The following is a 21,245-nucleotide window of genomic DNA, read 5'->3' as shown; positions in this document are numbered from 1 at the left end:
TTTATGAATATTTCTGAAATTAAAGATTTGTTGGCTCAATTTGATGCCTCAACTTTGCGTGAATTTTCATACAAAAACAATGGAGAAGAGTTGAACTTGAGTAAAAATCAAACAAGTTCAGTAACTGCTGCCCCAGTAGCTCCTACAGTTGAAGTGGTTGCGTCAGCTCCTCAGGCTCCAGTTGCTCCAGTAGTAGCACCCGCTGCTGTTGAAACTGCAGCAATACCAGTTGAAGAAGCTTCTACACCAGCTCAAGCTGCTGAAGGAGAAGTTGTTGAAAGTCCACTTGTCGGCGTGGCTTACTTGTCTCCATCACCTGAAAAACCAGCCTTTGTTTCTGTTGGCGACACTGTTAAGAAAGGCCAAACGCTTCTTATCGTTGAAGCAATGAAGGTTATGAATGAAGTGCCAGCACCTAAGGATGGTGTTATCACTGAAATTTTGGTAGCGAATGAAGAAGTCGTTGACTACGGAAAAGGATTGGTACGCATCAAATGACAATTGATATTAATGCTATTCGTGAGGCTTTGCCACACCGTTACCCAATGCTTTTGGTAGACCGTGTTTTAGAAGTTTCAGAAGACGAAATTACGGCTATTAAAAATGTAACTATCAATGAACCTTTCTTCAATGGACATTTTCCTCAATACCCAGTTATGCCAGGTGTTCTCATCATGGAAGCTCTTGCGCAAACTGCTGGTGTTCTTGAATTGTCAAAACCTGAAAATAAAGGCAAGTTAGTTTTTTACGCAGGTATGGATAAGGTTAAATTTAAAAAACAAGTGGTTCCTGGTGACCAACTTGTTATGACAGCTAAGTTTGTTAAACGTCGTGGAACAATTGCTGTTGTTGAAGCTAAGGCTGAAGTCGATGGGAAACTTGCTGCATCAGGTACTTTGACTTTTGCTATTGGAAGCTAATGTTTTGTGAAAATCCTTCTGGCGACAGTCGGAAAGGATTTTTCTTTAGACATTGGTCTATCACATAGAAAGGAAATCAACACAGACTATCGAAAAATGTCTGATGTTATCTTGTTTTATGTTTAAAAAATTATTGATTGCCAATCGTGGTGAAATTGCAGTGCGTATTATCCGTGCAGCGCGTGAATTGGGTATTCAAACGGTTGCTATTTATTCTGAAGCGGATAAGGATTCTCTCCATACTATACTTGCTGATGAAGCTATTTGTATCGGGCCTGCAAAATCAACGGATTCTTATTTGAATATGAATCGTGTCCTATCAGCTGCTATTGTGACGGAGGCTCAAGCTATTCACCCAGGGTTTGGTTTCTTGAGTGAAAACTCTAAATTTGCCACTCTCTGTGAAGAAATGAACATCAAGTTTATTGGCCCTTCAGGCGAAGTCATGGACAAGATGGGTGACAAAATCAATGCTCGTGCTGAAATGATTAAGGCTAATGTCCCTGTAATTCCTGGTTCAGATGGTGAAGTCTTTACAGCTGAGGATGCTTTAGAGGTTGCTAACCGTCTTGGTTACCCAGTAATGCTTAAGGCTTCTGCTGGTGGTGGCGGTAAGGGGATCCGTAAGGTTAACACTGAAGAAGAGTTAGCTCCTGCCTTCGAATCTGCGTCACAAGAAGCTAAAGCAGCCTTTGGTAATGGGGCGATGTATATTGAAAAAGTGATTTACCCAGCTCGTCATATCGAGGTTCAAATTTTGGGAGATAGCTATGGTAACATTGTTCACCTAGGTGAACGTGATTGCTCTCTTCAACGTAATAACCAAAAGGTCTTGGAAGAATCACCTTCAGTTGCTATTGGTAAGACACTTCGTCACGAAATTGGTTCAGCGGCTGTCCGTGCCGCTAAGGCTGTTAATTATGAAAATGCGGGTACTATCGAGTTTCTCCTTGATGAAAAATCAGGTCAGTTTTACTTTATGGAAATGAATACCCGTGTTCAAGTTGAGCACCCAGTTACTGAATTTGTAAGTGGTGTGGATATTGTTAAAGAACAAATTCGTATTGCCGCAGGTGAAAAATTATCTGTGACTCAAGACGACGTTGAAATTAAGGGACATGCCATTGAGTGTCGTATCAATGCAGAAAATCCTAAGTTCAACTTTGCTCCAAGCCCAGGGAAAATTAGCAATCTCTACCTGCCTAGTGGTGGTGTTGGCCTTCGTGTGGACAGTGCTGTCTATCCAGGCTATACCATTCCACCTTACTATGATTCAATGATTGCCAAAATCATTGTTCATGGAGAAAATCGATTTGAGGCACTCATGAAGATGCAACGTGCTCTTTACGAGCTTGAAATCGATGGAGTTGTGACAAATGCTGACTTCCAGTTGGATTTGATTTCAGACCGTAGCGTTATCGCTGGAGATTATGACACATCATTCTTGATGGAAACTTTCCTACCAGAATATCAGAAGCGTGAGGAATAGAGTTTATGGGATTATTCGATCGAAAAGAAAAGTATATCCGTATCAATCCTAACCGTTCTGTACGTAATGGGATTGATCACCAGGTGCCAGAAGTACCAGATGAGCTTTTTGCCAAATGTCCTGGCTGTAAGCAAGCTATTTATCAAAAGGACTTGGGACAAGCTAAAATCTGTCCAAACTGTTCTTATACCTTCCGCATTTCGGCAAAAGAACGTCTTGATTTAACGGTTGATGAGGGATCTTTCCAAGAACTGTTTACAGGTATTAAAACTGAAAATCCATTGAATTTCCCAGGTTATATGGAGAAACTAGTAGCGACCAAGGAAAAAACTGGTCTTGATGAAGCTGTTGTGACTGGTGTTGCAACTATCAAGGGGCAAAAAACAGCCTTGGCCATTATGGATTCTAACTTTATCATGGCTTCAATGGGAACTGTTGTTGGTGAAAAACTCACAAAACTCTTTGAGTATGCGATTTCTGAAAAACTTCCAGTTGTTATTTTTACAGCTTCTGGTGGTGCCCGTATGCAAGAGGGAATCATGAGTTTGATGCAAATGGCTAAGATATCAGCAGCAGTAAAACGTCATTCGAATGCTGGCTTGTTGTACTTGACTGTCTTGACAGATCCAACCACTGGTGGGGTTACAGCAAGTTTTGCCATGGAAGGTGATATCATATTGGCTGAGCCACAAACTTTGATTGGCTTTGCAGGTCGTCGTGTCATTGAAAACACGGTTCGTGAAACTTTGCCAGATGATTTTCAAAAGGCTGAGTTCCTTCAAGAACATGGTTTTGTTGATGCCATTGTCAAACGTACAGAGTTGGCTGATACCATTGCCACACTCTTATCATTCCATGGAGGTGTTCAATGAGTGACGTAGCACGTATTTTAAAAGAAGCACGTGATCAAGGCCGTTTAACGGCTTTGGACTTTGCCAAAGGAATCTTTGATGATTTCATCGAACTTCATGGTGACCGTAATTTCCGTGATGATGGTGCCGTTATCGGTGGTATTGGTCGCTTAAACGGCCAAGTCGTTACAGTAGTTGGTATACAAAAAGGTAAAAACCTACAAGATAATCTCAATCGTAACTTTGGTCAACCTCATCCAGAGGGCTATCGTAAGGCTCTTCGCCTTATGAAACAGGCTGAAAAGTTTGGTCGTCCAGTTGTTACCTTTATCAATACTGCAGGTGCTTATCCTGGTGTCGGGGCAGAGGAACGTGGACAGGGTGAGGCAATTGCGCGTAACCTTATGGAAATGAGCGACCTTAAGGTACCAATTATTGCCATCATCATTGGTGAAGGTGGTTCGGGAGGTGCTCTTGCCTTGGCAGTAGCCGATAAGGTTTGGATGCTTGAAAATACCATCTACTCTATCTTGAGTCCGGAAGGGTTTGCGACTATTCTCTGGAAAGATGGCTCACGTTCAGAAGAGGCAGCAGAGTTGATGAAGATTACATCAGGCGAGTTGCTTAATATGGGAATCGTTGATAAGGTGATCCCAGAACGTGGTTACTTTACTAGTGAAATTATTGAAGCGATTAAGACAGACATCGTAGATGAATTGGAAGAATTAAGCCAATTATCAAAAGAAGACTTGCTTGAAGCGCGTTATCAACGTTTTAGAAAATATTAAAAACCATTGGGACACTACTCCCAATGGTTTTTTAGACGGTATGACGTTCGAAGGCTTGGTCTGAGATGCCTTGTTTAAGGATAAGTTTAGCCCATTCCTTAGCTGAATGAAGGCTGTGATCCTTATAGTTACCACAAGATTCAATGGTGGTTCCTGGAACATCTTCCCAAGTAATTTCGTTTGCAATAGCTTCAAGACTAGATTTGATAACTTTGGCAATTTCTGTAGGATCTTGTTTCCCCCACATAATCATATGGAAACCTGTACGGCAACCAAATGGTGAGCAATCAATAAGTCCATCGATACGTTGACGAATTAGTTTAGCGAGTAGGTGTTCGATAGTATGAAGACCACCTGTATCAATACTATTTTCATTAGGTTGAATTAAACGGATATCAAAGTTTGTAATGATATCTCCTTTAGGTCCAACTTCCTCTGAAATAAGACGGACATAAGGCGCTTTTACAATGGTATGATCAAGTTCAAAACTTTCAACAGTAACGTTTTTTGGCATGGTAATACCTCCCTATTCTAATAGAGTTATCATACCATAAAATCAGTTTAAAGTTCTAGTATTTATTTGAGAATTCGCTATAAATATGATACACTAGAAGACGGTTTTCTTTAGGGAAACCTTAGAAAAGTTGAGGTAAAGACATGATAAACATGATAATTTTAGTTGTCTTTGCACTCATTGGTTTAGTCGTTGGATATTTAGCAATTTCTATTAAACTTAGCAAAGCTAAGGAACAAGCAGAAACTACCTTGCTAAAGGCAGAACAAGACGCTGTGAACCTTCGCAGTCAGGCGGAACATGATGCAGATCATCTGCGTGTGACTGCTGAACGCGAAAGTAAGGCTCAACGTAAAGAGTTCTTGTTAGAAGCAAAAGAGGAAGCTAGAAAATATCGAGAAGATATTGAAAAAGAATTCAAATCTGAACGTCAAGAGCTTAAACAAATGGAGAATCGTTTAACAGAACGTGCAACCAGCCTTGATCGTAAGGATGAAAATCTATCAAGTAAAGAACTTGCCCTCGAGAAGAAAGAGCAGAGTCTTGCTGACAAATCTAAACATCTTAATGAGCGTGAAGAGAATGTGACTCAGCTAGAGGCTGAGAAGCAAGCTGAACTTGAACGTGTTGGTCAAATGACCATTGCAGAGGCGCGTGAGGTAATCTTAACAGAGACTGAGAATAATCTGACTCATGAGATTGCAACACGTATAAAAGATGCAGAAGCACAGGTCAAAGATACTGTTGATAAGAAGGCCAAAAACTTGTTGGCGCAAGCTATGCAACGTTTGTCTGGGGATTATGTTACTGAACAAACCGTAACCACTGTTCACCTCCCAGATGATAATATGAAAGGTCGTATCATTGGACGTGAGGGGCGTAACATCCGTACGCTTGAAAGTCTAACAGGTATTGACGTTATTATTGACGATACTCCAGAAGTGGTTGTTCTTTCTGGTTTTGATCCAGTCCGTCGTGAGATTGCTCGCATGACTCTCGAAGCCTTGATTAAAGATGGACGTATCCACCCAGCTCGTATTGAGGAGTTGGTTGAGAAGAGTCGTCAGGAAATGGATAACCGTATCCGTGAATATGGTGAGGAGGCGGCTTACGAAATTGGGGCTATGAATCTCCACCCTGACCTAATCAAGATTATGGGACGATTGCAGTTCCGTACGTCATATGGTCAAAACGTACTTCGTCACTCAGTTGAAGTTGGTAAACTAGCAGGTATTATGGCCAGTGAATTGGGTGAAAATGTGGCTCTCGCTCGTCGTGCTGGTTTCCTTCATGATATGGGGAAAGCTATTGACAAAGAGGTCGAAGGTAGTCACGTTGAGATTGGTACTGAGTTTGCACGTAAGTACAAAGAACATCCAGTTGTGGTTAATGCCATTGCCAGCCACCATGGAGATGTGGAACCTGAGAGTGTGATTGCAGTTATTGTAGCTGCAGCAGATGCTTTGAGTTCGGCTCGCCCAGGAGCTCGTAATGAATCCGTTGAGAATTATGTCAAACGCCTTCGTGATCTGGAAGAGATTGCATCAAGCTTTGACGGTGTTCAAACAAGCTTCGCCCTTCAGGCTGGTCGTGAAATTCGTATTATGGTTCATCCAAATAAAATCTCAGATGATGAAGTTACAATCTTGTCTCACAAGGTACGTGAACAAATTGAGAAAAACTTGGATTACCCAGGAAATATTAAGGTTACAGTCATTCGTGAATTCCGCGCGGTTGACTATGCCAAATAAGATAAGAGAGCCGAAAGGCTTTTTTATTTTGCAGTTGATACTGAAATGTTGTATTCTTTTTGAAAATGTAAGAACTTTCTTATCAAATTGCGCCATTTTGGAAGATTAGTGTTTTATAATGAAATATTTTGATTTTTTTTGACTGTTTTTAGTTGACAGTTATTAAAAATTGAGTATAATAGACTCTGTAAACGATTACATAAGGAGAGATTATGCTAAAGTCTGAACGTAAGCAGATTATCTTGTCTCAGTTGAAACAAGATGGTTTTGTCACTTTGGAAAACCTAACTGTTTTGTTAAGTGATACTTCCGAGTCGACGATTCGTCGTGACTTGGACGAGTTAGCGGCAGATGGCCAACTTAAACGTGTTCATGGTGGTGCTGAAAGCATTCATGGTCTAAAGAAAGAAATTGCCAATAGTCAAAAAGCTATTAGAAACGTTAAAGAGAAGGAACAGTTAGCTGGTTATGCTGCCGATTTAATTAAGGAAGGTGATGTCGTCTTTCTTGAGGCTAGTACAACAAATGAACTTTTGATTCCACATTTGGCCAATCGTCAGGTAACGGTTGTGACTAATTCTATCCATCATGCGGTTAACCTGGTAGATCTCGGTGTTAGTACTAGGATTGTTGGAGGAAAGGTTAAACATTCAACGGATGCGTCTATTGGAAGTACTGCTCAAGAGCAAATCAGACAACTGAATTTTGATTGTGCTTTCATTGGTGCTAATGGCGTTGATGCTAATTATTTCACTACACCAGACATGGAAGAGGCAGTTATCAAACGGACGGTTATAGCTAATTCGCAAAAAGCCTATGTTCTAGCTGATGCCTCTAAACTTGGTCAGATTACCTATGCTAAGGTAGCCGAGGTTGAGAAAGTAACCATAATTACAAATGCTTCGGAAGAAGAGCTCCTAAAAGAATTAAAAGAGAAAACGAGGGTTATTGAAGTATGATTTATACTGTAACGCTAAATCCATCAATCGACTTCATTGTTCGTATCGATAAAGTAGAGATTGGTGAAGTTAACCGTATGGAGAGTGATGATAAGTTCGCTGGCGGTAAGGGTATTAATGTCAGTCGTATTTTACAACGTTTAGGAATTGACAATACTGCTACGGGCTTCATCGGTGGTTTTACAGGACGTTTTGTGACAGATAGTTTGGATGCAGAAGGCATTAAAACTAAGTTTGTAGCTGTGGATCAAGATACACGTATCAATGTTAAAATCAAGGCTGACCAAGAAACTGAAATTAACGGTGCAGGACCTGTCATTAATGAGTATCAATTGGCTGAATTGGAAGCAGTTCTTTCAAGTGTAAGTGCTGACGATGTGGTTGTTTTTGCTGGATCAGCACCAAGCAATCTTGGAAATAAGATCTATAACAAATTGATTCCACTAGTGCGTGAAACGGGTGCACAGGTTGTCTGTGACTTTGAAGGACAAACCTTGCTTGATTCCTTGGCTTACCAACCACTCTTGGTTAAACCAAATAACCATGAGTTAGAAGCTATTTTCAATGTCAAACTTAATGGTTTGGCTGATGTTGAAAAATATGCGCGTGAAATCCTTGCTAAAGGTGCACAGAACGTTATCATCTCAATGGCTGGTGATGGAGCTCTGCTTGTCACACCAGAGGCTGCTTACTTTGCTAAACCAATCAAGGGAACAGTGAAAAACTCTGTTGGTGCGGGTGATTCAATGGTTGCTGGTTTCACTGGTGAGTTTGTTAAATCAAGTGATCCGATTGAGGCTCTCAAGTGGGGAGTAGCGTGTGGAACATCTACAGCTTTCTCAGATGACTTGGCAGCAATTGGATTTATTAAAGAAACATACAATAAAGTAGAGGTAGAAAAACTATGAAAATTCAGGATTTACTGAACAAGAAAGTCATGTTGCTTGACCTTCAAGCAACTACAAAGGAAGCTACTATCGATGAAATGATTAACAGCTTGGTTGATAACGGTGTTGTCACTGACTTTGATGTTTTCAAAGCAGGTATTATGGCTCGTGAAGCACAAACATCAACTGGTTTGGGTGATGGAATCGCTATGCCACACAGTAAAAATGCTGCAGTAAAAGAAGCAACAGTACTTTTTGCTAAATCTAATAAAGGTGTAGATTACGAATCACTTGATGGTCAACCTACAGACCTCTTCTTTATGATTGCTGCTCCAGAGGGAGCAAATGACACTCACTTGGCAGCTCTTGCTGAGTTGTCAAAATACCTTATGCAAGATGGTTTTGCAGATCGTTTGCGTAAGGTGACTTCTCCAGATGAAGTGATTGCTACTTTCAATACGGGTGAAGAAGAAGCACAGGCTGAGGAAGCTAAGAAAGCACAAGCTGTTAAAGAAGCAACTTCAAGCGATAAACCACTTATCGTAGCCGTAACAGCTTGTACAACTGGTATTGCTCACACTTACATGGCTGAAGAATCACTAATTAAAACAGGTGAAGAAATGGGTGTCAATGTTCGTGTTGAAACTAACGGTGCTTCAGGTGTCGGAACACCTTTGACTGCCGAAGAAATCAGTAAGGCTGTAGGTGTTATCGTAGCAGCAGACAAGGCAGTTGAAACAGCCCGTTTCGATGGTAAAAAATTGCTTTCTAAACCAGTCGCTGCAGGTATTCGTCAACCTCAAGAATTGATTCAAAACATCTTGGATGGTAAGGCTGAAGTCTTCCATGCTGAAAATGCTGGAGCTGCCCAAGAATCAAATGAGAAATTGAGCCTGGGTGGTGCCTTCTATAAACACTTGATGAGTGGGGTATCCCAAATGCTTCCATTCGTTATCGGTGGTGGTATCATGATTGCGCTTGCCTTCTTGCTTGACCAAATCATGGGTGTTCCTAAAGATCAATTGTCACAACTTGGTTCTTACCATGAAATTGCTGCTCAATTCAAAGCAATTGGTGGTGCGGCCTTTGGATTCATGCTTCCAGTACTTGCAGGTTACATTGCTTACTCTATCGCTGAAAAACCAGGTTTGGTTTCAGGTTTCGTAGCTGGTGCTATTGCTTCAAGTGGTGCAGCCTTTGGTGGTGTTCCATTTGCTTCAGGAGGTAAAGCAACCCTTGCCCTTGCTGGTGTATCTTCAGGTTTCCTTGGAGCCCTTGTTGGTGGTTTCCTTGCAGGTGGTGTTATCCTCGTTCTTCGTAAACTCTTGGCAGGTATTCCGCGTGCTCTTGAAGGAATCCGTTCTATCTTGCTCTTGCCTCTTCTTGGTGTATTCGCTACAGGTTTCTTGATGTTGGCAGTAAATATCCCGATGGCAGCAATCAACACAGGTCTTAATAACTTCTTGTCAAGTTTGTCAGGAAGCTCAGCAGTATTACTTGGTCTCCTTGTCGGTGGTATGATGGCAGTGGATATGGGTGGACCAGTCAACAAAGCAGCTTATGTCTTTGGTACAGGTACTCTCGCAGCAACAGTAACTTCAGGTGGTTCAGTTGTTATGGCAGCAGTTATGGCGGCTGGTATGGTTCCTCCGTTGGCAGTATTTGTATCAACACTCTTATTTAAAGATAAATTCACTGAAGAAGAACGCAACTCTGGTTTGACAAACATCGTTATGGGACTCTCATTCATCACTGAAGGTGCGATTCCATTTGGTGCAGCTGACCCAGCACGCGCTATCCCAAGCTTTATCGTCGGTTCAGCTCTTACAGGTGCTCTTGTAGGTATGGCAGGAATCAAATTGATGGCACCACACGGAGGTATCTTCGTTATCGCCCTCACATCAAATGCCCTTCTCTACCTTCTCTTCATCTTGATTGGTGCTGTGGTATCAGGTATCCTCTTCGGATTCCTCCGCAAACCACTTGATAAATAAGATATGACAAAACAATCTCGTTGTGACGGGATTGTTTTTTTGTGTCGTAGCAGATTTTTGTCAGGGTACCTATTTTATGATACAGTATAGGCAGAAATGGTTTATCTAGTAGCTAATGCTCTGTATAAAGAAACATAAGAGGTGAATTATGGTAAAAGAATACGATTATATTGTTATCGGTGGTGGTTCTGGTGGGATTGCCAGTGCCAATCGTGCTGCTATGCACGGCGCTAAGGTTATTCTCTTTGAAGGGAAAGAGGTCGGTGGTACCTGTGTTAATGTGGGCTGTGTACCTAAAAAGGTCATGTGGTATGGTGCTCAGGTTGCTGAGACCCTTCACCGTTATGCAGGAGAGTATGGTTTTGATGTGACGCTTAATAAATTTGATTTTGCGACGCTTAAGGCCAATCGTCAGGCTTATATCGACCGTATCCATGGTTCTTATGAGCGTGGTTTTGATAGCAATGGTGTTGAACGTGTTTATGAGTATGCAAGATTTGTTGACCCTCATACAGTTGAAGTAGCAGGTGAGCATTATACAGCACCCCATATCCTTATTGCGACAGGTGGTCACGCTATTTATCCAAACATTCCAGGTAGTGAATATGGGATTACCTCCGATGGTTTCTTTGAACTAGATGAGGTGCCAAAACGTACAGCTGTTATTGGTGGTGGTTATATCGGAGTTGAGGTTGCTGGTGTTCTCAATGCTCTTGGAAGTGATACACACCTCTTTGTGCGTAAAGATCGTCCATTGCGTACTTTTGACAAGGATATCGTTGATGTTTTAGTTGACGAGATGGCCAAATCTGGACCGACCCTCCATGCACATGCTAATGCTACAGAAGTAGTGAAAAATGCCGATGATTCCTTGACCATTAGTTTTGATAATGGAAAAACGATAACTGTTGATTGCCTCATCTGGGCTATTGGACGAGCAGCCAATACCTCTGGCTTTGGTCTTGAAAAGACAGGCGTTGAGTTGACTGAACGAGGTAACATTTATTCAGACGAGTTTGAAAACACATCTGTTCCTGGAATCTATGCCCTTGGCGATGTGACTGGTAAACTTGATTTGACACCAGTTGCAGTCAAGGCTGGACGTCAATTGTCAGAGCGACTCTTCAACAATAAAGCTGATGCTAAGCTTGATTACACTGATGTAGCCACTGTGGTCTTTAGCCATCCAGTGATTGGTTCTGTTGGTTTGACTGAAGAAAAAGCCATCGCTAAATATGGTGCAGAGAATATTAAGGTTTATAAGTCTAGTTTCACACCAATGTATACAGCCCTTGGAGACAATCGTCAGCCTTCAACAATGAAATTAGTAACGCTTGGTGAGGATGAAAAAATCATCGGTCTTCATGGTATTGGCTACGGTGTTGATGAGATGATTCAAGGTTTCTCTGTGGCTATTAAGATGGGAGCAACTAAGGCTGATTTTGATAATACGGTTGCCATTCACCCAACAGGCTCAGAAGAGTTTGTAACGATGTGATAGAAAAGTGAAGTCTGTTAACTGAGAGTTTCAGGCTTTTCTTTGTGTTTAAATAGCAGCCTACACTTTGTGTAAAACTATAGACTGTCTAAATAAAAAAAGACCTTCAGGCCTTTCTTTCGTTAATTAAGTAGTTTCTTACTTCTGAGATAAAGTAAAGAGATCCAGTGACAACAAATAGATCGTCAGAATTTGCTGATTCAGCTTGTGCTAGCCAGTCTCTGTAGTCGGCCAAACGTTTGAAGTCTTTGGGATAGTCATCCAAGGGCAGTGCCTCAAAAAAGTCAAAGCTGGTTACCGTTATATCATAATCTTTCAATTTCTCTAGTAAATCTGCTAGAGGTTTCCGCCTAAGTCCTGCAAAGAGGATGTGTACCCTACGATTAGCGAAGTTATCTTTTAGTACCTGCTTTAAGCTGGCAATTCCTTGAGGGTTATGAGCACCATCTAGATAAATGTTATCTCCTATCCACTCACTACGACCAGGCCAATGCGTCTCTACTATTCCCTCTTGGATGCTCTTATCGGTAATCTTAGAAAATCTTTGAGCTAGGAGATGGGCGGCAGTGACAGCTAGCCCAGCATTGTTTTCTTGATGCTGTCCTAACATTGGAAGTTTAAGATTTGGACTTTCCCAATGGTCATAAGAAATTTGGATCGTTTGATTGTCCCTTGAAAGCAGCTGAATTTCCCTATCAATGATGGCTAAAGGTGCTTGTAGGTCATGTGATTTTTTGTTGAAGAAATGTTCAACTTCTGCAGAGATACGCCCAAGTAAGATAGGTGTGTTTTCTCGCATGACGCCTGCTTTATGATTGGCAATGTCCAAAAGGCTATTGCCCAAGGTCTCAGTGTGATCAAAGCCAATCGAAGTACAGATGACAAGCTCTGGCGAAAGAACATTGGTCGAATCAAGTCGTCCACCAATTCCGGCTTCAATAATAGCAATATCAACCTGTTTAAGGTCAAAGTAGAGGAACATGAGTAAGGTGACCAATTCAAATTCTGTTGGTCGCTCAAAAGCAGTGTGCTCTTCTAAATCATCGAGAAGACCCTGAGCTTTCGCAACAATGTTAATCAGATCCTTGTCTGGAATCTCTGTGCCGTTGATACTAATACGTTCGTTAAAGCGAGTAATATAAGGGGAGGTAAAGGTCCCGACCTGATAGCCTGATTTTGTTAGGGTATTTTGTAGGTAGCTAGTTGTTGATCCCTTACCGTTGGTCCCGACAATATGGACTGTTGGATAGTGCATTTGAGGATTTCCAGCTTGTTTCAGGAGCCAACGCATACGTTCGAGTTGAGGGCGACGTCCATTGCCTTTGAAGGAGTGGATGAAATTTAGAGTTTCTGTATAGTTCATAGGATTATAGAAAAAAGGCAGGGGTTTCCTAACCTTTTCTTTGTTTTAGTTGGAAGCAGCGCCACTAGTTGTGGCGTCACCAGTTGTCGTATTGCCAGTTGTTGTGTCTGCAGTGGCTGCGGATGAAGAAGTAGTTGTATTTCCACCAGTTGTTGTATCTGCTGATGAAGAATAGGTATTATTACCAGCTTGGCTGCTTGTCTCTGTTTCTGAGTCAGTTGCATTACTATAGCTAGATGAGGCGACACTTGATTCTTGGGTCTTATTGTTGCCTTCTTTAATGACTACAGTTGACTGATTGGCTGATGAATCAGAAGTGTCTTTATTTTTAGAGGCTGTGAAATTCATGATGGTGATTGAAGCCACGATGATTGACAAAATTGTCCCGATAGCAGTAAGTACTTTTTGGAAGGCAGTGAAGCCTTTTGTAACGTGTTCGGTCACCATTGGTGCAGATTTTTTTTCTTCTTTTGATGAATGGTTACGGCGTGAGTAATTTTCAGACATGATGCTCTCCTTAAAAATATTTCGTACTCTATATTATATGATTTTCTCGCAAAAATTGCTAAAAAAATTATGCTATAATAAATAGTAAATAAAAATCGAGGAAAAATCATGATTTATTTTGATAATTCAGCCACGACGGTGCCTTATCCAGAGGCACTTAGAACCTATCAAGAAGTGGCTACTAAAATTTTTGGGAACCCATCCAGCCTTCACCAATTAGGAACATCTGCGACACGTATTTTGGAGGCTTCTCGTAAGCAAGTTGCGGAACTCATTGGAAAATCAGCCGATGAGATTTTCTTTACGTCTGGTGGAACCGAAGGAGACAACTGGGTTATCAAGGGTGTGGCCTTCGAAAAAGAGCCTTATGGCAAACATGTCATCGTTTCCGATATTGAACACCCTGCGGTAAAAGAGTCTGCTAAATGGCTTTCAGAGCATGGTTTCGAAGTATCCTATGCACCAGTTAATGAGCAAGGATTTGTGGATGTTGAAGCTCTTGCTGGATTATTACGCCCTGACACGATTTTGGTTTCGGTTATGGCAGTTAATAATGAAATCGGCTCAATCCAACCTATCCAAGAAATTTCAGATCTTCTAGCTAATGAGCCGACCATATCTTTCCATGTGGATGCTGTTCAGGCTATTGGGAAGATTTCTGTATCAGCTTATTTAACAGACCGTGTAGATTTTGCAACTTTTTCTGGTCATAAGTTCCATGCCGTTCGAGGTGTCGGTTTTGTCTACAAAAAGGCAGGGAAAAAGATTACGCCACTCTTAACCGGTGGTGGGCAAGAAAAAGATTTTCGTTCAACGACTGAGAATGTTGCTGGCATTGCGAGTATGGCCAAGGCCTTGCGATTGGTAACTGACAAAGAGGAATTTTCTCTTCCTAAAATTGCTAAGATGAAAAAGATTATCTTTGACGAATTGGCTAAGTACGAGGATATTACTATTTTCTCAGGTGAGGGTGAGGACTTTGCACCTAATATTTTGACCTTTGGAATCAAGGGTGTTCGTGGTGAAGTTATTGTCCATGCTTTTGAAGAGCATCAAATCTATATTTCAACGACATCAGCATGTTCATCTAAGGCGGGGAAACCAGCGGGAACCCTTATTTCTATGGGTGTACCGACTAAGTTAGCTCAAACGGCCGTTCGTATCAGTCTTGATGATGACAATGATATGGGACAAGTAGAACAGTTTCTCACGATTTTCAAGCAGGTCTATGCTAAGACGCAAAAAGTAAGATAGCAAGATTTAATCGATTAAAAAATAAAACTAAATTCAAGTTTAAAGGGAAAAGGAATGACATTAACGTATTCAGAAATTATGGTTCGCTACGGTGAATTGTCAACTAAGGGCAAAAACCGTATGCGTTTTATCAATAAACTTAGAAATAACATCAAAGATGTGTTATCTATCTATCCAGAAGTTAAAGTGACTTTTGATCGAGACCGTGGACACATCTATCTCAATGGCACAGACTACGAACCAGTCGCAGAGTCTTTGAAGCAGATTTTCGGGATTCAGGCCTTTAGCCCTGTTTACAAATTTGAAAAAGATGTCGAAGTATTGAAAAAAGCTGTTCAAGACATTATGACTGGACTCTATCGTGACGGCCTTACTTTTAAGGTGACCGCCAAACGTAGTGATCACGACTTTGTTTTAGATAGTCGCGAGCTCAACCTTACTTTAGGAAATGCTGTATTTGATGTATTGCCTGATATTAAGGCCCAGATGAAGGGACCAGATGTCAACCTCAAGGTAGAAATTCGTGCCGAGGCAGCTTATATTTCTCATGAGGAAATTAAGGGAGCAGGTGGATTACCTGTAGGAACTGCTGGTAAAGGAATGCTCATGCTTTCAGGTGGGATTGATTCGCCTGTTGCAGGTTATTTAGCTCTTAAACGTGGTGTGGATATCGAGGCTGTTCACTTTGCAAGCCCACCTTATACAAGTCCTGGTGCACTTAAAAAGGCTCAAGATTTGACCCGTAAGTTGACCAAGTTTGGTGGTAATATTCAGTTCATTGAAGTACCATTTACTGAGATTCAAGAGGAAATCAAAGAAAAAGCACCAGAAGCTTATTTGATGACCTTGACACGTCGCTTTATGATGCGTATTACAGACCGAATTCGTGAAGAACGCCGTGGTCTCGTGATCATCAATGGTGAGAGTCTTGGACAGGTTGCTAGTCAGACTATGGAGTCTATGAAGGCTATCAATGCTGTAACCTGTACGCCCGTGATTCGCCCAGTTGTCACTATGGATAAGTTGGAAATCATTGAATTGGCACAAAAAATCGATACCTTTGATATCTCCATCCAACCTTTTGAGGATTGCTGTACCATTTTTGCACCTGACCGTCCAAAAACTAATCCCAAAATCAAGAACGTTGAGCAATATGAAGGTCGTATGGATGTTGAAAGCCTAGTTGAACGTGCGGTTGCAGGAATCATGGTGACTGAAATCACACCTATTGAAGAAGCACAAGACGAAGTGGATACACTTATTGAAGACTTACTTTAGTCTAGGAGGATATAGTGACAGTTTGGTATTGCCCAGGTATCATTAGAGTTAGCTATATCGAAAAAGAAATATCGATGTTGAACTTTTACCTAGAAAGGAAACTGCATGACTGTTTATAACATCAATTTAGGAATCGGTTGGGCATCAAGTGGTGTTGAGTACGCTCAGGCCTATCGTTCTAGAATTTTCAAAAATACAGGTATTAAGGCTAAGTTTGTCTTTATGGATATGTTCTTGCAGGACAACCTGTCTGATTTGACCCGTAACATGGGTTTTGCGGACGAAGATGTTATCTGGCTTTACAGCTATTTTACAGACCTTAAGATTGCCCCAACGACCTATACTGTCAAGGATTTGGAAAAGGAAATTCCTTATGACATCACGCGTCGTGAGATTAATGGCAAAGTGGTTAAGCTTTTTTGTGCCAAGGAAGATATCTTCTATGCAGCCTACTTGCGTAAAGAGGGTGAAGATATCGTTCATCGTGTGGAAAAAGTATCGCGTGGCTGCTTAATCCGTAAAGACTTTTACTCTTACACTAAGATGTTCACGGAGTACTACACACCGGTAGATAATAAGGCTCACCTTTATCAACGGCGTTTCTTCAATGAAGATGGCACTATTGCTTATGATGAAATTGTTGATGGTAAGGATAGTGTCTTCCGTTTCCCGGATAAGATTTTGTCTTCTAAGCATGAGTTTATTGCCTACTTTATGTCTCAACTAGGTCTAACTGAGCAAGACGTTGTCATTTTGGACCGTGCAACCGGTACAGGACAGGCCGTTTTCCGTAATACAAAACCGGCTAAGCTAGGAGTTGTTGTCCATGCAGAGCACTTTAGTGAAAATGCTGTGACAGAAAAGACTATTCTTTGGAATAACTTCTATGAGTACCAATTCAGCAATGCAGATAAGGTTGATTTCTTCATCACAGCGACAGAGCGTCAACGTAGCATTATGCTAGATCAGTTCAACAAATATACACCATTTAGACCTAATATTGTAACGATTCCTGTGGGAAGTGTGGATAAACTGAGAGAGCCTGAAGGAGAGCGTAAACCATTCTCAATCATCACAGCTTCACGTTTGGCCAATGAAAAACACGTGGACTGGTTGGCCAAGGCTGTTATTAAGGCTAAAGAAAGTCTGCCACAAGTAAACTTTGATATCTATGGAACAGGTGCTGAAGAAGCCAAACTTAAGGCCATTATCGAGGAAAATCAAGCTCAGGATTATATCCACCTTAAAGGTCACCAAGACTTAACAGAAGTCTACAAGGACTACGAACTTTACCTATCAGGTTCTAAGAGTGAAGGATTTGGTTTGACACTTCTAGAAGCCGTGGGATCTGGTCTAGGTATGATTGGTTTTGATGTTCGTTATGGGAACCAAACCTTTATCAAGGACAATGAGAATGGGTACCTCATTCCTCGTTTTGAAAAAGATGATGAACCTGCTATCGTAGCTGCCCTGGCAGAGAAAATTGTAGCCTTCTTCAATCGCTCAGATTTGGATCATGTTCATCAAGTTTCTTATGACATTGCCAAAGGCTTTTTGACAGAGGAAATCGAGCAGAAGTGGCTTAACTTAGTAAGGGAGATAACTAATCATGATTAATTTATTTGAAAACTATAGTCAAGGTAGTTGGGATCTCCATTACTCACTGATTGTCGCTGGCTATGTGAATACAACAGTTTGTCTTTCAGATGATGGCTTTTTACCTAGTGATGTGACCTCACCTTACCTTTATTTCACCGGTTTTGACAAGGTTCAAGGTTCTGCACTTTACTTTAATCAGGTTCCTGTACCTGACTACTGGGAAATTATAGGAACGAATAGCAATGCGGAAATCTTCCGTTTTGATAAGAAACGTGGTCATATTCATTATGCCCATCCTGCTCACCAACGTCTGGTTAAAGCAGTGGACTGGTACGATGAGTCAGGACGCTTGCGCGTGACTGATCGCTACAATAACAAGGGTTACCGATTCTCACAAACAACCTATAATGTTAAGCAAGAAGCGACCATTACGAGCTATTTCACTCCTGACAACAAGGAAGTTATCGTCATCAACCATTTGACTAAAGACCTTATCTTGAATTGGAAAGACAAGGTCTACATTTTCAAAAATAAGTCTGAATTTGTAGTCTTCTATCTTAAAGAAGTCGGTTATGATTTGAGTCGTATTTTATACAACTCACTGGCGACACCTTTCTTGACAACTATGAATCTTCCAAATTCTGGTCAAGATGTTCTCTTCTGGCAAGAACCGATTACTGATTCCGTTCCTGGGAATATGCGTTTCCTTCTTGATAGCAATCACCGTCAAACTAAGATTGTCGTGCAAGAATACACAGCTTACACAAATCTTCTAAAACTGATTAGTCCAGAGCAGGCTTCTCGCGTGGCCTTCCTTGGATTCATGTATCCATTTGCCCGCCAGAATAATTTCCAAAATCAAGCGCTTATCTTGACCAACTCAGACCAGATTGAACATTTGGAAAGCATTGTCAGTGAAGTGCCTACCATGCACTATCATGTTGGGGCAATTACAGAAATGTCAAGTCGCTTGATGGATTTGGCTAAATATAGTAATGTTAGCCTTTACCCTAATATTACGACAGAGCAGGTTAAGCGTCTTTATAAGGAAGCGGATTTCTACTTGGATATTAACCATCAAAATGAAATCTTGTCAGCGACACGTGCTGCCTTTGAAAATAACTTGCTTATCCTTGCCTTTACGAACACTAGCCATGGTCCTGAATATACAGCGCCAAGTAATATCTTCTCACCAATGAATGCTGGGCAATTTAAGAAAACACTTAAAGAAGCCTTGGGCAACCGTGATTTCCTTAGTCACTTGCTTGATCGCCAACGTGAGCACGCTCATGTAGCAACACCAGAAGATTATAAGAAGGTTATTGGTTAGGAAAATGACATTAGAGGTTCGTAACATTTATCCTCTGACACCAACATTTAAGAAGGTCGCTTCGCTTTATGAAGCGGCTTTTCCTGTGGAGGAGCGTCTCCCACTCTGGCAATTGTCTAGGAACAGCTTGAAAAGAGGACAATCTTTCTTGGCCTATTTTGATCAGGAAGTCTTCGTTGGCTTGACCTATACCATTTATACTGACAACTTGGTTTACCTACTCTTTCTCGCGGTTGAAGAAAGTAAACATTCTCAGGGATACGGCAGTCAGATTTTGGAACAAGTTAAGGAAGAAGCAGGGGGACGACCATGTGTGCTTACGATTGAACCTATGGATGAGGAGCAAGTCTCTAATCGGGGGCAACGTTTAAAACGTTTAGCATTTTATGAACGAAATGGTTATCAGCTATTGAAACACTTCTATTTTGAAGGGACTGAACGTTATCACATTTTGAAAACGGATAGGAGTCTCTCCTTAGATGCTTTGGAGCAGGAACTAGCTAAGACCTTCTTAGGGAAATATGCTATAAGAGTTGAGTAGGCTAATCCTTACTTGGCTAAAATTCAATGAGCAGAATAAGAATAATCAAAAAACTTTTTCTCTTGTCATTAGCGTGAAAAAATGATAGAATTGTAACGTTGACTAAATGCACGTCCTGTGCAACCGCACGACTACTGTTTGCAAGTGGGTTTGTCCCCGCAGTACTAGGCGAGTCTTCACAGAGGGAAACCTCAGACACATTAAAAATTTTAATAGGAGGTGCATCATGAGCACATACGCAATCATCAAAACTGGTGGAAAACAAGTTAAAGTTGAAGTAGGTCAAGCAATCTACGTTGAAAAAATCAACGCTGAAGCAGGATCAGAAGTAACTTTTAACGAAGTTGTTCTTGTCGGTGGTGATAAAACTGTAGTAGGTACTCCAGTTGTTGAGGGAGCTACTGTTGTCGGAACTATCGAAAAACAAGGTAAACAAAAGAAAGTTGTTACTTTCAAATACAAACCTAAAAAAGGTAGCCACCGTAAACAAGGTCACCGTCAACCTTATACAAAAGTTGTTATCAACGCTATCAACGCGTAAGTTAGCGACTAATCACTAAGAAAGGACACAATCTTATGTTGAAAACTCTTGAAAACTTGCAACTTTTCGCCCACAAAAAAGGTGGGGGTTCTACTTCCAATGGTCGTGATTCACAAGCTAAACGTCTTGGTGCTAAAGCAGCTGATGGACAAACTGTATCAGGTGGATCAATCCTTTACCGTCAACGCGGTACACACATCTACCCAGGTGTAAACGTAGGCCGTGGTGGTGACGATACACTCTTCGCTAAAGTTGAAGGTGTTGTACGTTTCGAACGTAAAGGTCGCGACAAAAAACAAGTATCTGTATACCCAGTTGCTAAATAATTAAGCTAAAGTCTGCACTTTTGTGTAGGCTTTTCTTTATGAAAAAGGAGAATTCTATGCCTTTAAATCACTACCAACAAGAAGTGGGGCTAAGTCTAGCGGATGCTAGTCCAGGTAAGATGCCAGATGTTGCCCTATTAGAAGGTCGTTATTGTAGCGTTGAACATTTGACAGTGGCAGAGCATTATAAGGATATTTTAGACTTTTATTTTACTAATCAGATTCTTTCCGATTGGACCTATATGTATGCGGAGCCTTTTGAATCTGAAGAAGCTGTACGTCAGTGTTTGGAGGATTATGAGAAATCCCAAACCCCTTATTTCTTTGCCATTAGGGATAAGGCTTCAGGAAAGGTTCTGGGTACTTTCTCACTCATGGCTATTACACCCAAAAATCGCAGTGTTGAGATGGGGCGAGTGATTTTGGCACCTGCTTTACAAAAGACTCGAGCTGCTACAGAAGCTCAATACCTGCTTATGAAATATGTCTTTGAAAATCTTAACTATCGCCGTTATGAGTGGAAATGTGACAGTCTCAACCGTCCTTCTGCCAATGCTGCCATGCGTTTAGGGTTCACCTATGAAGGGCGTTTTCGTAATCATGCTATTTATAAGGGACGTAGTCGAGATACGGACTGGTTCTCGATTATTGATAGTGAGTGGCCGAGGCTTAAAGAACGATTTGAGAATTGGTTAGCTCCTGAGAATTTTGATGAACAGGGACAACAGAAACGTTCTCTGAGGGACTTTTAGCTATTAATATAAGGGCTCTTTTCTGGTGAAGGAGCTCTGTTTTAGTAGTCTGACGGTCAATTCCAAGTTTTTAGTTTGCTAGTGCTTATTATCACTGTCAAAA

Annotated in this window: 21 protein-coding genes and 1 other annotated feature; of the genes, 18 read left to right on the top strand and 3 right to left on the bottom strand. The window is 41.2% G+C overall.

Translation table 11 applies throughout. The features are described from left to right. Positions 1 to 3: 3 nt before the first annotated feature. The 5 genes from accB (at position 4) to RDY04_RS08150 (ending at position 4,048) form a co-directional block, all read left to right on the top strand. Positions 4 to 498 carry an acetyl-CoA carboxylase biotin carboxyl carrier protein gene (gene accB / locus RDY04_RS08170; protein ID WP_303950351.1) on the top strand — a complete coding sequence of 165 codons (495 nt, stop codon included), beginning with the start codon at positions 4 to 6 and terminating at the stop codon, positions 496 to 498. After that, positions 495 to 920: a 3-hydroxyacyl-ACP dehydratase FabZ gene (gene fabZ / locus RDY04_RS08165; RefSeq protein WP_002885470.1), complete on the top strand. Its 426-nt coding sequence runs from the start codon at positions 495 to 497 to the stop codon at positions 918 to 920. The genes accB and fabZ overlap by 4 nt, the downstream gene beginning before the upstream one ends. A 118-nt stretch (positions 921 to 1,038) precedes the next feature. Further along, the gene (locus tag RDY04_RS08160) at positions 1,039 to 2,409 is read left to right on the top strand and encodes an acetyl-CoA carboxylase biotin carboxylase subunit (protein ID WP_303950342.1); all 1,371 of its coding nucleotides are present in this window, start codon (positions 1,039 to 1,041) and stop codon (positions 2,407 to 2,409) included. A 5-nt stretch (positions 2,410 to 2,414) separates the two neighbouring features. Then, positions 2,415 to 3,281: an acetyl-CoA carboxylase, carboxyltransferase subunit beta gene (gene accD, locus RDY04_RS08155; protein ID WP_303950339.1), complete on the top strand. Its 867-nt coding sequence runs from the start codon at positions 2,415 to 2,417 to the stop codon at positions 3,279 to 3,281. Next, on the top strand, positions 3,278 to 4,048 hold the full coding sequence (locus tag RDY04_RS08150) for an acetyl-CoA carboxylase carboxyl transferase subunit alpha (RefSeq protein ID WP_303950338.1): 771 nt from the start codon (positions 3,278 to 3,280) through the stop codon (positions 4,046 to 4,048). Before accD ends, RDY04_RS08150 begins: the two co-directional genes overlap by 4 nt. 31 nt (positions 4,049 to 4,079) lie before the next feature. On the opposite strand, the gene RDY04_RS08145 is transcribed toward RDY04_RS08150, so the two are convergent. Continuing rightward, positions 4,080 to 4,562, bottom strand: a complete 483-nt coding sequence (locus RDY04_RS08145) for an S-ribosylhomocysteine lyase (RefSeq protein ID WP_303950336.1) — start codon at positions 4,560 to 4,562, stop codon at positions 4,080 to 4,082. 143 nt (positions 4,563 to 4,705) lie between these two features. Between RDY04_RS08145 and RDY04_RS08140 the strand changes: the two genes are divergently transcribed. The 5 genes from RDY04_RS08140 to gorA all read left to right on the top strand — a co-directional run bounded on the left by RDY04_RS08140 (position 4,706) and on the right by gorA (position 11,651). Then, positions 4,706 to 6,313 (top strand): ribonuclease Y, encoded by a 1,608-nt coding sequence (locus RDY04_RS08140; protein ID WP_295493544.1) that lies wholly within the window; start codon positions 4,706 to 4,708, stop codon positions 6,311 to 6,313. Positions 6,314 to 6,525: 212 nt separating this feature from the next. Next, positions 6,526 to 7,272, top strand: coding sequence for a DeoR/GlpR family DNA-binding transcription regulator (locus RDY04_RS08135; RefSeq protein ID WP_303950330.1), 747 nt, complete (start codon positions 6,526 to 6,528; stop codon positions 7,270 to 7,272). Beyond that, positions 7,269 to 8,180, top strand: coding sequence for a 1-phosphofructokinase (gene pfkB / locus RDY04_RS08130; RefSeq protein ID WP_303950328.1), 912 nt, complete (start codon positions 7,269 to 7,271; stop codon positions 8,178 to 8,180). The genes RDY04_RS08135 and pfkB overlap by 4 nt, the downstream gene beginning before the upstream one ends. Beyond that, entirely contained in the window at positions 8,177 to 10,153 is a 1,977-nt protein-coding gene (locus RDY04_RS08125; protein WP_303950325.1) for a fructose-specific PTS transporter subunit EIIC, read from the top strand. The genes pfkB and RDY04_RS08125 overlap by 4 nt, the downstream gene beginning before the upstream one ends. Before the next feature lie 148 nt (positions 10,154 to 10,301). Then, positions 10,302 to 11,651, top strand: a complete 1,350-nt coding sequence (gene gorA / locus RDY04_RS08120; RefSeq protein WP_303950323.1) for a glutathione-disulfide reductase — start codon at positions 10,302 to 10,304, stop codon at positions 11,649 to 11,651. A 106-nt stretch (positions 11,652 to 11,757) separates the two neighbouring features. Here the strand turns inward: gorA and RDY04_RS08115 are convergent, their stop codons facing one another. Together RDY04_RS08115 and RDY04_RS08110 are read right to left on the bottom strand one after the other, a co-directional pair. Continuing rightward, on the bottom strand, positions 11,758 to 13,014 hold the full coding sequence (locus tag RDY04_RS08115; RefSeq protein WP_303950320.1) for a folylpolyglutamate synthase/dihydrofolate synthase family protein: 1,257 nt from the start codon (positions 13,012 to 13,014) through the stop codon (positions 11,758 to 11,760). 45 nt (positions 13,015 to 13,059) lie between these two features. Next, the gene (locus RDY04_RS08110) at positions 13,060 to 13,521 is read right to left on the bottom strand and encodes a DUF6556 family protein (RefSeq protein ID WP_303950317.1); all 462 of its coding nucleotides are present in this window, start codon (positions 13,519 to 13,521) and stop codon (positions 13,060 to 13,062) included. A 108-nt stretch (positions 13,522 to 13,629) separates the two neighbouring features. On the opposite strand from RDY04_RS08110, the gene RDY04_RS08105 reads away from it, so the two are divergent. The 8 genes from RDY04_RS08105 (at position 13,630) to RDY04_RS08070 (ending at position 21,142) form a co-directional block, all read left to right on the top strand. Then, on the top strand, positions 13,630 to 14,775 hold the full coding sequence (locus tag RDY04_RS08105) for a cysteine desulfurase family protein (RefSeq protein ID WP_303950315.1): 1,146 nt from the start codon (positions 13,630 to 13,632) through the stop codon (positions 14,773 to 14,775). A gap of 54 nt (positions 14,776 to 14,829) precedes the next feature. Then, positions 14,830 to 16,053, top strand: a complete 1,224-nt coding sequence (thiI, locus tag RDY04_RS08100; protein ID WP_303950312.1) for a tRNA uracil 4-sulfurtransferase ThiI — start codon at positions 14,830 to 14,832, stop codon at positions 16,051 to 16,053. Between the two features lie 105 nt (positions 16,054 to 16,158). Then, positions 16,159 to 17,670 carry an accessory Sec system glycosyltransferase GtfA gene (gene gtfA / locus RDY04_RS08095; RefSeq protein WP_303950310.1) on the top strand — a complete coding sequence of 504 codons (1,512 nt, stop codon included), beginning with the start codon at positions 16,159 to 16,161 and terminating at the stop codon, positions 17,668 to 17,670. Continuing rightward, positions 17,663 to 18,982 carry an accessory Sec system glycosylation chaperone GtfB gene (gtfB, locus tag RDY04_RS08090; protein ID WP_303950306.1) on the top strand — a complete coding sequence of 440 codons (1,320 nt, stop codon included), beginning with the start codon at positions 17,663 to 17,665 and terminating at the stop codon, positions 18,980 to 18,982. The genes gtfA and gtfB overlap by 8 nt, the downstream gene beginning before the upstream one ends. A gap of 4 nt (positions 18,983 to 18,986) precedes the next feature. Beyond that, positions 18,987 to 19,523, top strand: coding sequence for a GNAT family N-acetyltransferase (locus RDY04_RS08085; RefSeq protein ID WP_303950305.1), 537 nt, complete (start codon positions 18,987 to 18,989; stop codon positions 19,521 to 19,523). Positions 19,524 to 19,634: 111 nt separating this feature from the next. Beyond that, positions 19,635 to 19,709, top strand: a sequence feature (ribosomal protein L21 leader region). 40 nt (positions 19,710 to 19,749) lie between these two features. Further along, on the top strand, positions 19,750 to 20,064 hold the full coding sequence (rplU, locus tag RDY04_RS08080; protein ID WP_002885597.1) for a 50S ribosomal protein L21: 315 nt from the start codon (positions 19,750 to 19,752) through the stop codon (positions 20,062 to 20,064). Between the two features lie 35 nt (positions 20,065 to 20,099). Beyond that, positions 20,100 to 20,390 (top strand): 50S ribosomal protein L27, encoded by a 291-nt coding sequence (gene rpmA, locus RDY04_RS08075; protein WP_002885483.1) that lies wholly within the window; start codon positions 20,100 to 20,102, stop codon positions 20,388 to 20,390. 56 nt (positions 20,391 to 20,446) lie between these two features. Next, entirely contained in the window at positions 20,447 to 21,142 is a 696-nt protein-coding gene (locus RDY04_RS08070) for a GNAT family N-acetyltransferase (RefSeq protein ID WP_303950213.1), read from the top strand. The last annotated feature ends 103 nt before the right edge of the window (positions 21,143 to 21,245 follow it).

It is taken from the genome of uncultured Streptococcus sp. (assembly GCF_902463925.1).
In the GTDB taxonomy this organism is placed as follows: Bacteria; Bacillota; Bacilli; order Lactobacillales; family Streptococcaceae; genus Streptococcus.
The sequence above is the reverse complement of the archived record's forward strand: the minus strand, read 5'-3'. Positions and strand labels throughout refer to the sequence as shown.